Genomic DNA, 13,270 nt, shown 5'->3' on the forward strand with positions numbered 1-13,270 from the left:
TGCGAAGATCCTTCGCAAAAAAAAAGAAGGCAAGCCCTCATGCCGCTCACCAAGCACCGACTTAAAAAACGCGACACCAAACGCAACATCGGCGAGGAACTACTCGCTGCAATTGTGGACATCAAAACTGGCCGGTATGGGCAGGTACAGCATTCCAGCCCGTCCAAATCTAAACCCGTAAAAATCACCGGCTGATCTTCAACCCCTTACGCCCCGCATGCCGCTCCAGCGCCAGCTCAATCAATCGGCTTACCAGCTCGCTGTAGCTCATGCCCGCCGCCTGCCACAACTTGGGGTACATGCTGATGCGGGTAAAACCCGGCAACGAGTTGATCTCGTTGATCAGCACCTCGCCCTCGTCCGTCAGAAACACATCCACCCGCGCCAGCCCGGCACAGCCCAACGTCTCAAACGCTTCGATGGCCAAGGCGCGAATGCGCTCGCTGTCTTCAACACTGATGTCCGCCGGCACCACCACCTGGGCCGCCTGGTCATCGATGTATTTGCTGTCGTAGGAGTAGAAACCGTCCCGTACCACGATCTCGCCGCAACCACTGGCGATGGGATTCTCGTTGCCCAACACGGCGCATTCGATTTCCCGGCCTTTTACCGCCGACTCCACCAGCACCTTTTCATCAAACCCGAGGGCCAGTTCTACGGCGGCCTGATATTCAGCCTCGCTGCTTACCTTGCTGACGCCCACGGATGAACCCTGGTTCGCGGGTTTCACGAACATCGGCACTCCGAGTTTCTGCCGGGCTTGTTCGAAGGTGGTTCGCGCCGCCGTGCGACGGTTGAGGGTGATGAACGGCGTGACCGCAATCCCTGCATCACGCAGCAGGCGTTTGCTGATGTCCTTGTCCATGCACACGGCCGACCCCAGCACATCGGAGCCGACAAACGGCAAGTCGGCCATGCGCAGCAGGCCTTGCAGGCAGCCGTCTTCGCCCAGGGTGCCGTGGACGATCGGGAAGATAACGTCGACATGTTCCAGGGTGGCCTGGCTGGCGGTTTCCACCAGTTGCTGGCTGGCCTTGCCCGGCACCACGGCCAGTTCGCGGTTGGATTGGTTGAGGGCGATCAGCGCCGGGTTTTCCTCGTTGAGCAAAAAGCCCGAGGTGTCGTTGAGGTGCCAGTGGCCGGCCTTGTCGATGCCGATCAGGATCGGCTCGAAGCGCGAACGGTCCAGTGCATCGACGATGTTGCGCGCCGATTGCAGCGACACTTCGTGCTCGGCCGAACGGCCACCAAAAATAATCCCTACCCGCAGCTTGCTCATGATCGGCCTCACGTTTGAAAGTAAGGCTTCTTACCATGAGCCGTCAGCGATTCGCTACCAGCGTGGCCCCGAACAGCACATAACAACCACCGGCAAACCGGTCCAGCCACTTGCGCGAGCGGCTGTAGACGTTGGCCATGCGTTCACTGGAAAACACCAGCGCCACGCAGGAATACCAACTGAACGACAGCGTCGCCATGGTGATCACGGCCAGGGTCAACAGCATCGGCGACGGTGACTGCGGCATGGTGGACGCAAAGATCGTCGCGACGAACAACGCCGCCTTGGGGTTGGACAGGTTGCCCAGCAGACCCAGGCGCCAGGCGGAGAACAACGAGCGACGCGGTTCGTCGGGCAACAGGTTCTGGGCCATCGACGGTGCCGAGCGTTTGAACAGCTTCAACCCCAGGTAAATCAGGTAGCAGCCGCCGATGATCTTGAACGCCAGGTACAACATGGGCGCTGCAGTGAACAACGACTTGATCCCCAAGCCGCCTGCCAGACCCCACATCACGGTGCCGGTGGCCACGCCAGCCGACGCCACCACGCCATGGCGGCGTGAACAACTGGCGGCCAGTTGCGCGGTGTTGAAGAAGTTCGGGCCGGGCGTCACCACCGCGACGGTCCAGAGCAAGGCCAGCGACAACAACGGCGCGGCATACGACAGGCTGGGGAAAAGCATCGATTGATCCATCCTTAAGGGAATTAAAAGAGCCTTGCCGTTTACAGCTCAGGTTCGGGTTCGTGCACCAACAGGTCGCCCGGCTGACACTCCAGATACTTGCAGATTGCGTCCAGGGTCGCCAGCCGTATGCCCTTGACCTTGCCTTGCTTGAGCAATGACAGGTTTTGTTCGGTGATACCAATGGCGGCGGCCAGGTCCTTGGACTTGACCTTGCGCCGGGCGAGCATAACGTCCAACTCAATGACAATAGACATGTTGTTCTCAAACAAACGTGCGGTTTTCAGAATCCACTTCACTGGCCTGCCACAGGATACGCGCGATCACCGAGATGCAGCCGGCGAGAAACAGCGCAACGATGCTGGGCGGGGTAAAACTCAAGGTGAGCAGCCGCTGGCCAACCGGCTCATTCATCGTGACCCAGACACTGAGCAATGGCTCGCACAGAAAATCCAGCAACACCCACAGTGCCACGGCCCGGCCTACTTTACCCAAGTGCTGGGCGGCGGCGCTGGAAAAATACTCGCCACGGGCATAGTTCTGAAACAGCTGGCGCAAATGATTCAAGCCCGACACCAGCGCCATCAGGGGAATGCTGGAGAGCAGGACACCGCCCAGGGTCTGCCACCAAGGGAACGCCGCCACCATCTCGGCCCGCCCCTCGATCTGTTGAGCACTCAAGGCGAAACCAAACCCGACCGAAGCGCTTTGTACCGGGTAAAGCCACGCGGTGGTATTGAGCAGCAGCATCGCGACAATCAACAGCAGGGTGAGCAGTGCCATGCGCTGGCTAAGTTGGGCAAGACGTTGGGAATTCATGGGTAAGCCTCGGGGGTTAATGTGAGGCGAAAAATAAACGATAAATTATCGCAAAACAATCATTTTTTAATGATTTGCGATATCCACGTATAAACCGGATCCCTGCCCTCGTCGTTCCGGTGCTGGCACAATCGTTCAAGACCACGGCAGACAGCCCGGTCACACTGGGTTAACGTATTTGCGTCCCGACTTGCGGCTTTCACCATGACCAAACCCTCTCTCGACTGGCTGCACCGCGCGCCCCACGCCAGTGGCCTGGAGCGTATCGAGGCGTATTTTGCCGGGTTTGGCTTCGATCCCCATCGCCACGACACCTACGCCATCGGCCGCACCCTGTTCGGCGTGCAGAGTTTTCACTATCGCGGCGGCATGACCCACAGCCTGCCGGGGCGGACCATGGTGATCCATCCCGACGAAGTGCATGACGGTTGGGCCGGCAGCGAGGAAGGCTTCAAATACCGGATGATCTACGTGGAGCCGGCGCTGATCCAGCAGGTGCTCGGCGGCAAGCCGTTGCCGTTTATTCCCGGCGGGCTGTCCAGCGACCCGTGGCTGTACCGCGCCAGCGAAGTGTTGCTGCAAAGCCTTGATTGCCCGATTGATCCGTTGCAGGAACAGGACGCGATGTTTGACCTGGCCCAGGCGCTGAACAATGCGTCGGGCATCACGGTGAACCGCAAGACCTTCGACTACCGCGCCGCCGAGCGCGCGCGGGAATTTATCCACAGCGCGCTGGGCCGCCCGATCACCCTCGATGAGATGGCGGAATACGCCAACCGCGACCGCTGGGCGTTGTCGCGGGATTTTCGATTGTTGTTTGGTACCAGCCCTTATCGCTACCTGACCATGCGTCGCCTGGACCTGGTGCGCAGCCTGCTGGGCCAGGGCCAGTCACTGGTGGATGCCGCGCTGACCGCCGGTTTCACCGACCAGAGCCACATGACCCGCCAGTTTCGCAGCACCTTCGGCATGCCACCGTCGCGCTGGGTGAAGATGCTCGGGCGCTGAAAATCCCGCCTTTGGAATACAACCAAAAATGTGGGAGCGGGCTTGCTGTGGCGAGCGGGCTTGTTGTGGCGAGCGGGCTTGCCCCGCGTTGGGCTGCGAAGCAGCCCCATCAATCTATGGTGAACCCGACGGGGGGCAAGCCCCCTCACCACAGCAAGCCAGCTCCCACAGTTGATTTATGTCGCTGCTGAAATCGCATCCGACTCTATAGCGCGCTCTTTAAGCGCTAACGCCAGCACCGCACCCGCCAGGGCAATCGCCGCGCTCCACCACAGCGCCAGTTCGATCCCACCCGCCTGCGCCGCACCCGTCGACCCGCCGGCATTCGCCAATGACACCAGCAACGCCAGCCCCAGTGCGCCGCCAATCTGCTGGCTGGTGGACGCCATGCCCGCCGCCACGCCCTGCTCTCCTGGCCGAATGCCCAGGCCGGCAGCCACCCACATTGCCGTCCAGGTCATGCCCTGGCCGATACTCAGGATGAAAATCCCCGGCAGCAGCGACCAGAATCCCGCCCCCGTCGGCAACGCCACGCACACCAGGGCGATGCCCACCGCCCCCGCCAACTGGCCGCTGACCAGGGTGGTGCGCAAGCCCAGGCGCGCCAATGATCGTTCAGCCAGCCAGATACCGCCGGTGCACACCAGGGTCGCCGGCAAAAACGCCAACCCCGCCTGCAGCACGCTGTAGCCGTAGACCTGCTGGTAATACACCGCCAGAAAGTAGTACTGCACGCCAAAGCTGCTCATGAATACCGCGGTCAACACCATGGCCATGCGCAACTCGCGATAGCCCAGCAGCCGCAGCGGCATCAAGGGGTCACGGCCCCGGTGTTCGATCCACGCGAACAACCCCAGCAGCGCCAACGCCACGGCCATGCAGCCGAGGGTCGATGGCGCCGCCCAGCCCCACTCCGGCCCTTGCACCAGGGCGAACACCAGCAACGTGCCGCCCAGCGTCACGGTCAACGCGCCGCTGATATCAAAATTGCGCCCACGGGCCCGCTCGCCATCGGCGGGGATCCAGTAGCGCGCCGCCAAAGCGCAGGCGCCGGCCAATGGCACGTTCACCAGGAAGACCGCTTCCCAGCCCCAGGCCTGGGTCAGCACGCCGCCGAGCAACGCACCCAAGGCCAGGCCCGCCGCCGACGCCGCGCTCCATACCGCAAACGCACGGTTGCGGGCCGGGCCTTCGGCGTAGTGGGTGTTGATCAGCGCCAACGTGGCCGGGAACAACAGCGCCCCGCCCCCCTGCACCGCCCGGGCCAGCACCAGCAACAAGGCGCTGCCGCCGAGCACCGCCGCCAGGGAAGACAGCGCGTACAACGACTGGCCGAGGATGTATAACCGCCGCTTGCCCAACAGGTCGGCCGCGCGGCCGCCCAGCAGCAGGAAACCACCGAACGCCACGCTGTAGGCGCTGACCACCCACTGCAATTGCTGGGCGGAAAAACCCAGGTGGCTGCCGATCTGCGGCAGCGCGACAAACACGATGGTCGCGTCCAGGGCGATGATCAGTTGCGCGGTCGCCAGCAGCAACAGCATCCAGCCTGAGGGTCGAGAGAAAGACATCACTGCGTCCTGCCAGAAAATGAGAGGCGCCAGTGTCTTTCATGCTCAACAGATGATAAATAGCCTTATCACTCTTTCAGTAATGACTTTAATCATGGACCTGAACGCTGTTCGCCTGCTGGTGCGGGTCGCCGAAACCCGCAGCTTCACCCGCGCCGCCGGGGACCTGGGGCTGACTCAATCCGGATTGTCCCGGGCCATTTCCCGGCTGGAAAACCAGCTGGGCGTGCGCCTGCTGCAACGCAACACCCGCAGCGTCAGCCTCACGCCCGACGGGCAAATGCTCTATGAACGCAGCGCGCCGCTGCTGGCGGAACTGGCCGAAGCCGAGCGGCAGATGCTCGACCGCCGCCGTTCACCGTCCGGCCTGCTGAAAATCAGCACGCCGTCGTTGTTCGGCCGCAAGGTGGTGATGCCGGTAATCGGCGAATTGACCCTGCAATACCCCGACCTGCGCATCGAAGCGGTAATGACCGACCGCCTGGTGGACATCGTCGATGAAGGCTTTGACGCCTTGCTGCGCACCGGCGATATCCAGGACCAGCGCCTGATCGCCCGGGCGCTGCCGCCGCTGCGCTGGGTCACCGTTGCCGCCCCGGCGTACCTTGCACGTTTTGGAGCACCGCAGACCGTCGATGAACTCAAGGACCACAACTGCCTGACCGTGCGCAACCTGCGCACCAGCCGGCTGGTGGACTGGCAATTCATGCTCGATGGCAAGGTGCAGGACGTAAGCGTCGAAGGAAGGCTGATCTTTGATATCGGCGACGCGCTGGTGGACGGTGCAGTGGGTGGGTTTGGCATCGCCCAAGTGATGGATTTTGCGGTGAGAGACGATCTGGCGGCCGGGCGCCTGGTGCCCTTGCTGGAAGATTTTGCCGGGCGCAGCCGGGCGATATCGCTGGTGTATCCGCCGTCGCGGCAGTACTCGCCGAAGTTGATGGCGTTTGCCGAGGCACTCAACAAGGCGCGGTGGTAACACACCCATTGTGGCTAGGGGGGTTGTCCTGTGGCAGGGGGACTTGTCTGTGGTTAGGGGGATTGTCTGTGGCTATGGGGGTTGTCCTGTGGTGAGGGGCTGTCCTGTTGCAGGGGGCTTGTCTGTGGTGAGGGGCTTGTCCCCCGCTGGGCTGCGTAGCGGCCCCAAAAAAAGCGGGAGCGCTACGCACTCCAGCGGGGGACAAGCCCCCTCACCACAGACAAGCCCCCTCACCACAGACAAGCCCCCTCACCACAGGACAGCCCCTCACCACAGGACAACCCCCATAGCCACAGGACAAGCCCCCTAGCCACAGGGTTTGATGTACAGCCTCACGCCAGGTTCTTGCCTTCCAGCGGCTCGCCAATCGTCAAGAAATGCCCACCCGCCACATGGTGCAAGGTACGCAGCGCATCCTGCCCTTCGAAATGCCAGCGGCCTTCACTGAACACCCGCTCATCCGCCTCGGCCGCCACCACTTCGGCGAGGAACAAATCGTAGGTCTGCTGGTTATGCGGCTCCGGCAGCAACCGGCACTCCAGCCACGCTACGCAGCCTTCGAGCATCGGCGCGTCGGTGTGTTCACCACTGAACGTCTGCAAGCCATACGCTGCGAACTTGTCGGTCTCGCTGCCGGTGGTGTTGCCCACCGTCTGCACGATATCGGCCTGGGCCGCACACGGCACGTTGAGCACGAAGGTGCCGGCGCCTTCCAGCAGTTGCCGGGTCCAGGTGGCCTTGTCCAGCACGACGGCAACTTTGGGCGGTTCGAAATCCAGCGGCATGGCCCACGCAGCCGCCATGATGTTGCGCTGGCCGTTGTGCGCGGCGCTGACCAGCACGGTCGGGCCGTGGTTGAGCAAGCGGTAGGCCTTGGACAGCGGGACGGGACGGCGATGGTTTGGGCTCATGGACGAAAGGCTCGGAAAAAAACCTACGATACCTCAAGCATGAGCCCCGGTGACTAGCTGCTCAGTTGATTGGCGAATTGCCCCACTGCGCTGACCACTTTCTGCGCACCGTCCTGGATCTCCACGATCACCGTGCCCGCCTCGGCCGCCAGGGCCAGGCCTTGTTCGGCTTGCAGGCGGCCATCGGTCATCAGCGCCACGGCGTCGCGGGCCATGTCCTGGTTCTGGCGCACCACGCCGACGATTTCCTCGGTGGCCTTGCTGGTGCGCGACGCCAGTTGCCGAACCTCATCGGCCACCACCGCAAAACCACGGCCTTGCTCACCGGCGCGGGCGGCTTCGATGGCGGCGTTGAGGGCCAGCAGGTTGGTCTGTTCGGCGATGCCACTGATGGTCTTGACGATGCTGCCGATCACCTGGGACTGGGCGTTCAGCGCTTCGATGCCCTCGCCCGCCTGTTGCATGTGCTTGGCCAGGTCGCGCATCACGTCCACCGCCTGGGTGACCACGGTGGTGCCGCGCTGGGCGCTGCTGTCGGTTTGCAGCGAGGTGCTGTAGGCGATGTTGGCCGCGTCGGCCACGGCCTGCTCCTGGTTGACCTGGTCGGTGATCACCGTGGCGAACTTGACCACTTTGTACAGCCGCTCATTGGCGTCGAGTACCGGGTTGTAGGAAGCCTCCAGCCACACGGTGCGGCCATGACTGTCGACACGCTTGAAGCGGCCGGCGACGAATTCGCCGGCGTTCAGACGCTTCCAGAACTGTTGGTACTCGACGCTGTTGGCGTCCTGCGACTCACAGAATATCCGGTGATGTTTGCCCTGGATCTGCGCCAGGCTGTAACCCATGCCGTTGAGGAAACGGTCATTGGCCGTCAGCACATTACCGTTGAGGTCAAACTCGATCACCGCCGTGGAGCGCACCAGCGCAGTGATCAGGTTTTCGTGTTCACGAGACGCTTCGATGGTGCGCGTCAGGTCGCTGGAGTACACCGAAAAATGCTTGATGCGTCCGTCCGAACTGCGCACCGGTTGCACGATGGAGCGCAGCCACGCCTCGTCGCCGTTGCCCCGGGTCAGGCGCACGGTACCGGCGAAGTGCTCGCCACGCACCAGGGCGTTTTTGAAACGCAGTTGAAACGTATCCTGCTTGACGTGCGCCGGCACTATATCGTCGATCAAGCGACCTTGCAGTTGGCTTGCCTGGTAACCCATCTCCTGAAGAAAGATGGCATTGACCGACTCGATGCGCCCTTCGGGATCCAGTGTCAGGGTCATCATTTCACTGTCCAGGCTCTCCTTGACCTGCTGCAGGCTTGATAATTCTTCGCGAAGAGCAGACAGCTCCTGCTTGAGACGGGTGTTGAACATGGAGGCACCGGTGGGCAAATGAGGACGGAATCTGACCTGCATCGGCGCTACCGGCGTTTTCTTAAGAGCGCTTTAGCCCGTTGCTCAATTATATTTTTCGAGACCTCAACTGCCGTTGTTCCGGCAGATACCCATGACCTGATACTGCAGCGTATTGAGTTTGCCGGTGGAGTCTTCATACGTCATGCGCGACGGCACTGCGTTGCACGAACGGATCGGCGGCGTCACGTTGACCACCTTGGCAATGTCCAGCTTCATGCCGTAGCGATAGCTCTGGACGACGGGCGCAGGCAGGCCCTTTTTCGCGGCGTAGGCGGCCATCGCCTGCTCGTTGTTTTGCATCATCTGGGCGAAGGTGCGATCACCTCCGCCTTCAGCCATCGCGCCGACGGAAAAGATCAGGGCCAGTGCCGCAACCGTGGTTTTCAGGGTGTTCATGAGGGCTTCCTCGTCTGACTTATTGAATTAAAAGTTCAGAGCAAGGGTAACTAACCAAGCCTGTCGTAAAGTTCACCGAAAGATTACTTATTGGTTATGTTTTATTGAAATTCCAAAATTGTAATCTGTGCGCCACCTCGTCGTTATCTCGTGTTTGCAACTATCTGCTTGGGCAACACCACAACAAGAATGCCCCATCGATAAGAAGCTAATAGCTGCCAAAACCGAGGAGCGCTACATGAGCACTAACCGCACACTTTCCGTTTCCATGATTGCCGCCCTGGTGGGCCTTGCACCGCTTTCAGGCATGGCCGTGGAAGACAAACCCGAAGGTTTTATCGAAGGCAGCACGCTGAACGTGCTGGCCCGTAACTTCTATTTCAACCGTGACGACCGCAAAGGCCAGTCGAGCCCCACCGGCAATGGCTACTCCGAAGCCTGGGCCCAGGGGTTTATTGGCAAATTCGAGTCCGGTTTTACCCAGGGGTCGGTGGGTTTCGGCCTGGACGCCTTTGCGATGTATGGCCTGAAACTCGACTCCGGCACTGGCCGCAGCGGCGGCAAGGGCTCGTTCGGCGTGCTGCCGGTGGACAGCGACAATCACCCCGAAGACGGCTACAGCAAGCTCGGTGGCGCGGTAAAAGTGCGCCTGCTGGATACCGTGATCAAGGCCGGTGATGTATTCCCGCTGACCCCGGTGGTGGCCTACGGCGACTCGCGCGTATTGCCGCAAAGCTTTCGCGGCGTCACCGCGCAAAACACCAGTATCGAGGGCCTGAGCTTGCAGGCCGGGCACCTGAACGGCATGAGCCAGCCGACCCAGAGCGGCATGGACAAAGGCTTTGCGACCTTTTATGCGGGCAATGTGGATTCGCCCTGGATCGGCTATGCCGGTGGCGACTACCAGGTGAACAAGCACCTCAGCCTCAGCCTGTACACCAGCCGCCTGAAGGATGCCTGGGACCAGTACTACTTCGGCAGCGCCGCCAGCTACCCGCTGAACGATGACGTGTCTCTGTTTGGCGACTTCAACTATTACAAGGCCGTGGACGAGGGCAAAAAACGCCTGGGCGAGTTCGATAACAACATCTGGAGCGCCAGGCTCGGGGTCAAGGTGGGCGCCCACAGCCTGGCCTTGTCCCACCAGCGCAACAACGGGGACGACGACTTTGACTACCTGCGCATGTCCGACTCGATCTTCCTCAACAACTCGATCCAGTACAGCGACTTCAACTCGCCCAAGGAACGCTCGTGGATGCTCACCTATAACCTCGACATGCAGCCTTTCGGCATTCCCGGTCTCTCGTTCATGACCCGCTACGGCAAAGGCACCGGCGCCGACTACAGCAACGCCAACGCGGTGTACATGCGCCGGGACGCGGCCGGCGACCCGCTGACCGATCAACGCCGCTGGGAACGGGATATCGAAGCCAAGTACGTGGTGCAGGGCGGCAACTTGAAAGACCTGTCGCTGCGGTTGCGCCAGGCGACCGTTCGTTCAAGTGCGTTTGAGTCAGACCTGGAAGAAGTCCGGTTGATTGTGGAGTATCCGCTGGCGATCCTTTAAACCGTCACAACGGCAGGTGCTTACATTCACTTGCCGTTGACTAACATCTGTTCACAATTTGAAGTCTGTCAGAACTGTAATATGCGCCTCACCTTCTCGTTAAGTTGAACTTCATATACTGGACCCAACTAACGGCACACGCCTTAATTGGAGGACAGTCATGAAGCCATCTTACGTGTTATTGATCAGCTTTCTCGGCGCTACATCCACCGTCGCCCTGGCCGACGACGGTGCCGACCGTTCCCGGCAATTTCTCGCCGAGTTCCGCCAGCAACAGCAGCAGGTCCACGGCGAACAGTCCGTGGCCGAGGCCGCGCCCGCCGACGCACAGAAGCAGTCGATCTGAACGGCGCACACCGAGCACATTCATCTCTGAAGCTTTTGTGTAGCTCCTTTGGAAAGAGATGAATTTTTAACGCCCCGGATGGGGCGTTTTTTTTGTCCGCAGGATTGCAGCGCAACAACCAGTCACAAACTGGTTGATTGACCCTGAAGCTACTTCAGCCTTCAGGCTTCCGAAAATTCGAATCGCAGCCTCTCTCTATCAATAAAAGGTAAATCCCCATGCGTATCCTTGTGGTTGAGGACGAGCAAAAGACTGCCGCCTACCTGCAGCAGGGCCTGACCGAAAGCGGTTACGTGGTCGACTGTGCGGCCAGCGGTGTGGACGGCCTGCACCTGGCCGGGCAACACGCCTATGAACTGGTGATTCTCGATGTAAACCTGCCGGCCAGGGACGGCTGGGACGTGCTGGAGCAGCTGCGTCGCGACAGCAACCAACGGGTGATGATGCTGACCGCCCGTGGCCGGCTGACCGACAAGATCAAGGGCCTGGACATGGGCGCCGACGATTACCTGGTCAAACCCTTCGAGTTTCCCGAACTGCTGGCCCGCGTGCGTACCCTGTTGCGCCGCAGTGAACACATACCGGTGCCGGACGTATTTCGTGTGTCGGACCTGGAACTGGACCCGCGCCGCCACCGCGCATACCGCGGCACTCGGCGCATCGACCTGACCACCAAAGAGTTCGCCCTGCTGCATGTGTTGATGCGCCAGTCCGGCGAAGTGCTGACCCGCACGCAGATTATTTCCCTGGTCTGGGACATGAATTTCGACTGCGACACCAACGTGGTGGAAGTCTCCATCAGCCGCTTGCGGGCCAAGGTCGATGACCAGAGTGACGTCAAGCTGATCCACACCATTCGTGGCGTGGGTTATGTGCTGGAGGCCCGTCAATGAGATCCAGCAGCCTGTCGATGCGCCTTGGCCTGACGGTGAGCCTGATGGGCGCGGGCCTGGTGGTGTTGCTCGCGACGCTGGCGTACCTGGCGCTGACCCACGAGCTTGAGAACCTGGCGCGCAAGGGCCTGGAAAGCAAGATGGAGCAGATCCAGCACAGCCTGGCCCTGGGCCTGGACACCCGCGCCATCCAGGCCCGCCCGCACTCGCTGATGGACCTGGTCATGGGGCATGACAATTTTTACCTGACCATCGTTGGCACCGCGCCCGATGACGCGGTGCTGCTCAGTGTCGGCGCCAAGCCCCAGGAACCGTTGCTGACCGACTTCGCCCCGCGGCAAACCCTCGGCTACCTGAACTGGGACGACAGCAACGGCAACCAAGTGCTGAGTGCCTCCAGCCTGATGCGCCTGGCCAGCGGCGAACGCGTGCGGGTGTTGCTGTCGCTCGACCGCATGGACGATCAGGCCTTGCTCAGTGCGTACCTGCGCTCCACGGTGATCGCCCTGCCGCTGCTGTTGCTGCTGATCGGCATTGGCGCCTGGTGGGTGGTGCAACGCGGGCTGGCGCCGCTGCAACAGTTCAGCCGCGTCGCCGCCAAGGTCACCACCCAGGACCTGACTCATCGGCTGGCTGTGGATAACTTGCCCAAGGAGCTGGGCGAGCTGGCGCAAGGCATCAACTTCATGCTGCAGCGCCTGGACGGCGGGGTGCAGCAGTTGTCGCAGTTCTCCGATGACCTGGCCCATGAACTCCGTGCGCCGCTGACCAACTTGATGGGCAAGGCGCAGGTGACGTTGTCTCGTGAGCGACCGCCCCAGGAGTACAAGGCGGTACTGGAATCCAGCACCGAAGAGATGGAACGCCTGGCACGGATCGTCTCCGACATGCTGTTCCTGGCGCAGGTCAGCCACCCGACGGCGCGGGTTTCGTTTGCGCCCGTGTCCCTGGCCGACGAAGCACGCCGGGTCATGGAATTGTTTGCCTTGAGTGCCGAAGACAAGCACCTGACCCTGAGCCTCAACGGCGATGCCTCGGTGCATGGCGACCGCCTGATGATTCAGCGGGCGATTTCCAACTTGTTGTCCAATGCCATCCGGCATACCCGGCACGCTTCCACGGTGTCGTTGCAGGTGGAAACCCACGGGCAGCAGGTGTCGCTGTCGGTGGGCAACCCGGGCCCGGGGATTGAAGCGCACCACCTGCCGAACCTGTTCGAGCGTTTCTACCGCGTCGACAGCAGCCGCGCCCGCTCCGAAGGGGGGACCGGGCTGGGGCTGGCCATCGTGCGGTCGATCATGACCCTGCATCAAGGCCGGGCAGAAGTCAGCAGCGAGCCCGGAGATTTCACTGTGTTTCGGTTGGTGTTTCCCCTTCATACCAACGCTATCTGCCAATAAACCATTG

Annotated in this window: 15 protein-coding genes and 1 pseudogene; 7 read left to right on the top strand and 9 right to left on the bottom strand. The window is 61.4% G+C overall.

All coding sequences use genetic code 11. From position 1 onward, the window contains the following. The first annotated feature begins 39 nt into the window (after positions 1-39). Positions 40-195 (top strand): hypothetical protein, encoded by a 156-nt coding sequence (locus tag JFV30_RS03015; RefSeq protein WP_242487007.1) that lies wholly within the window; start codon positions 40-42, stop codon positions 193-195. On the opposite strand, the gene ddlA is transcribed toward JFV30_RS03015, so the two are convergent. Genes ddlA through JFV30_RS03035 form a run of 4 tightly spaced genes read right to left on the bottom strand, consistent with a single transcriptional unit; the run spans position 185 to position 2,780 of the window. After that, a complete protein-coding gene (gene ddlA / locus JFV30_RS03020) occupies positions 185-1,279 on the bottom strand; it encodes a D-alanine--D-alanine ligase (protein WP_010177069.1) in 1,095 nt (364 codons plus the stop codon). The two genes, JFV30_RS03015 and ddlA, sit on opposite strands and share 11 nt — an antisense overlap. A 43-nt stretch (positions 1,280-1,322) precedes the next feature. Continuing rightward, positions 1,323-1,961: a LysE family transporter gene (locus JFV30_RS03025; protein ID WP_201121834.1), complete on the bottom strand. Its 639-nt coding sequence runs from the start codon at positions 1,959-1,961 to the stop codon at positions 1,323-1,325. Positions 1,962-2,002: 41 nt separating this feature from the next. After that, complete coding sequence (locus JFV30_RS03030) at positions 2,003-2,218, bottom strand: helix-turn-helix domain-containing protein (RefSeq protein ID WP_010177071.1); 216 nt, start codon at positions 2,216-2,218, stop codon at positions 2,003-2,005. Positions 2,219-2,225: 7 nt separating this feature from the next. Further along, positions 2,226-2,780 (bottom strand): DUF2975 domain-containing protein, encoded by a 555-nt coding sequence (locus JFV30_RS03035; protein ID WP_010177072.1) that lies wholly within the window; start codon positions 2,778-2,780, stop codon positions 2,226-2,228. 204 nt (positions 2,781-2,984) lie between these two features. Here JFV30_RS03035 and JFV30_RS03040 point away from each other — a divergent pair, with 204 nt between their 5' ends. Beyond that, a complete protein-coding gene (locus JFV30_RS03040; protein ID WP_010177073.1) occupies positions 2,985-3,788 on the top strand; it encodes an AraC family transcriptional regulator in 804 nt (267 codons plus the stop codon). A gap of 176 nt (positions 3,789-3,964) precedes the next feature. On the opposite strand, the gene JFV30_RS03045 is transcribed toward JFV30_RS03040, so the two are convergent. Beyond that, positions 3,965-5,332 carry an MFS transporter gene (locus JFV30_RS03045; protein ID WP_201121980.1) on the bottom strand — a complete coding sequence of 456 codons (1,368 nt, stop codon included), beginning with the start codon at positions 5,330-5,332 and terminating at the stop codon, positions 3,965-3,967. Positions 5,333-5,453: 121 nt separating this feature from the next. On the opposite strand from JFV30_RS03045, the gene JFV30_RS03050 reads away from it, so the two are divergent. Next, positions 5,454-6,338 carry a LysR family transcriptional regulator gene (locus JFV30_RS03050; RefSeq protein WP_201121836.1) on the top strand — a complete coding sequence of 295 codons (885 nt, stop codon included), beginning with the start codon at positions 5,454-5,456 and terminating at the stop codon, positions 6,336-6,338. 332 nt (positions 6,339-6,670) lie between these two features. Here the strand turns inward: JFV30_RS03050 and JFV30_RS03055 are convergent, their stop codons facing one another. The 4 genes and pseudogenes from JFV30_RS03055 to JFV30_RS03065 all read right to left on the bottom strand — a co-directional run bounded on the left by JFV30_RS03055 (position 6,671) and on the right by JFV30_RS03065 (position 9,057). Further along, on the bottom strand, positions 6,671-7,249 hold the full coding sequence (locus tag JFV30_RS03055) for a flavin reductase family protein (protein WP_201121838.1): 579 nt from the start codon (positions 7,247-7,249) through the stop codon (positions 6,671-6,673). A 53-nt stretch (positions 7,250-7,302) separates the two neighbouring features. Beyond that, positions 7,303-7,734 carry a methyl-accepting chemotaxis protein gene (locus tag JFV30_RS33550; RefSeq protein ID WP_371317243.1) on the bottom strand — a complete coding sequence of 144 codons (432 nt, stop codon included), beginning with the start codon at positions 7,732-7,734 and terminating at the stop codon, positions 7,303-7,305. Positions 7,735-7,842: 108 nt separating this feature from the next. Then, positions 7,843-8,661 (bottom strand): annotated as a pseudogene (locus tag JFV30_RS33555) (PAS domain-containing protein); the annotation flags it as partial. A 63-nt stretch (positions 8,662-8,724) separates the two neighbouring features. After that, on the bottom strand, positions 8,725-9,057 hold the full coding sequence (locus tag JFV30_RS03065; protein WP_201121842.1) for a DUF2790 domain-containing protein: 333 nt from the start codon (positions 9,055-9,057) through the stop codon (positions 8,725-8,727). 238 nt (positions 9,058-9,295) lie between these two features. Here JFV30_RS03065 and JFV30_RS03070 point away from each other — a divergent pair, with 238 nt between their 5' ends. From JFV30_RS03070 to JFV30_RS03085, 4 genes are all read left to right on the top strand, one after another. Further along, positions 9,296-10,624, top strand: a complete 1,329-nt coding sequence (locus JFV30_RS03070) for an OprD family porin (protein WP_201121844.1) — start codon at positions 9,296-9,298, stop codon at positions 10,622-10,624. A 160-nt stretch (positions 10,625-10,784) separates the two neighbouring features. Beyond that, positions 10,785-10,970, top strand: coding sequence for a hypothetical protein (locus tag JFV30_RS03075; RefSeq protein WP_010177080.1), 186 nt, complete (start codon positions 10,785-10,787; stop codon positions 10,968-10,970). Between the two features lie 218 nt (positions 10,971-11,188). Continuing rightward, positions 11,189-11,863 carry a heavy metal response regulator transcription factor gene (locus JFV30_RS03080; protein WP_169387084.1) on the top strand — a complete coding sequence of 225 codons (675 nt, stop codon included), beginning with the start codon at positions 11,189-11,191 and terminating at the stop codon, positions 11,861-11,863. Further along, complete coding sequence (locus JFV30_RS03085) at positions 11,860-13,263, top strand: heavy metal sensor histidine kinase (RefSeq protein WP_201121846.1); 1,404 nt, start codon at positions 11,860-11,862, stop codon at positions 13,261-13,263. The genes JFV30_RS03080 and JFV30_RS03085 overlap by 4 nt, the downstream gene beginning before the upstream one ends. The last annotated feature ends 7 nt before the right edge of the window (positions 13,264-13,270 follow it).

The sequence above is a fragment of the Pseudomonas sp. TH32 genome (genome assembly GCF_016650855.1).
Classification (GTDB): Bacteria; Pseudomonadota; Gammaproteobacteria; order Pseudomonadales; family Pseudomonadaceae; genus Aquipseudomonas.

Coding starts and splice junctions, on each gene's coding strand:
- JFV30_RS03035 (WP_010177072.1), bottom strand. CDS start 2,780: ATGAATTCCCAACGTCTTGCCCAACTTAGCCAGCGCATGGCACTGCTC.
- JFV30_RS03040 (WP_010177073.1), top strand. CDS start 2,985: ATGACCAAACCCTCTCTCGACTGGCTGCACCGCGCGCCCCACGCCAGT.
- ddlA (WP_010177069.1), bottom strand. CDS start 1,279: ATGAGCAAGCTGCGGGTAGGGATTATTTTTGGTGGCCGTTCGGCCGAG.
- JFV30_RS03075 (WP_010177080.1), top strand. CDS start 10,785: ATGAAGCCATCTTACGTGTTATTGATCAGCTTTCTCGGCGCTACATCC.
- JFV30_RS33550 (WP_371317243.1), bottom strand. CDS start 7,734: ATGCGCGACCTGGCCAAGCACATGCAACAGGCGGGCGAGGGCATCGAA.
- JFV30_RS03055 (WP_201121838.1), bottom strand. CDS start 7,249: ATGAGCCCAAACCATCGCCGTCCCGTCCCGCTGTCCAAGGCCTACCGC.
- JFV30_RS03030 (WP_010177071.1), bottom strand. CDS start 2,218: ATGTCTATTGTCATTGAGTTGGACGTTATGCTCGCCCGGCGCAAGGTC.
- JFV30_RS03065 (WP_201121842.1), bottom strand. CDS start 9,057: ATGAACACCCTGAAAACCACGGTTGCGGCACTGGCCCTGATCTTTTCC.
- JFV30_RS03045 (WP_201121980.1), bottom strand. CDS start 5,332: ATGCTGTTGCTGCTGGCGACCGCGCAACTGATCATCGCCCTGGACGCG.
- JFV30_RS03015 (WP_242487007.1), top strand. CDS start 40: ATGCCGCTCACCAAGCACCGACTTAAAAAACGCGACACCAAACGCAAC.
- JFV30_RS03025 (WP_201121834.1), bottom strand. CDS start 1,961: ATGCTTTTCCCCAGCCTGTCGTATGCCGCGCCGTTGTTGTCGCTGGCC.
- JFV30_RS03070 (WP_201121844.1), top strand. CDS start 9,296: ATGAGCACTAACCGCACACTTTCCGTTTCCATGATTGCCGCCCTGGTG.
- JFV30_RS03080 (WP_169387084.1), top strand. CDS start 11,189: ATGCGTATCCTTGTGGTTGAGGACGAGCAAAAGACTGCCGCCTACCTG.
- JFV30_RS03085 (WP_201121846.1), top strand. CDS start 11,860: ATGAGATCCAGCAGCCTGTCGATGCGCCTTGGCCTGACGGTGAGCCTG.
- JFV30_RS03050 (WP_201121836.1), top strand. CDS start 5,454: ATGGACCTGAACGCTGTTCGCCTGCTGGTGCGGGTCGCCGAAACCCGC.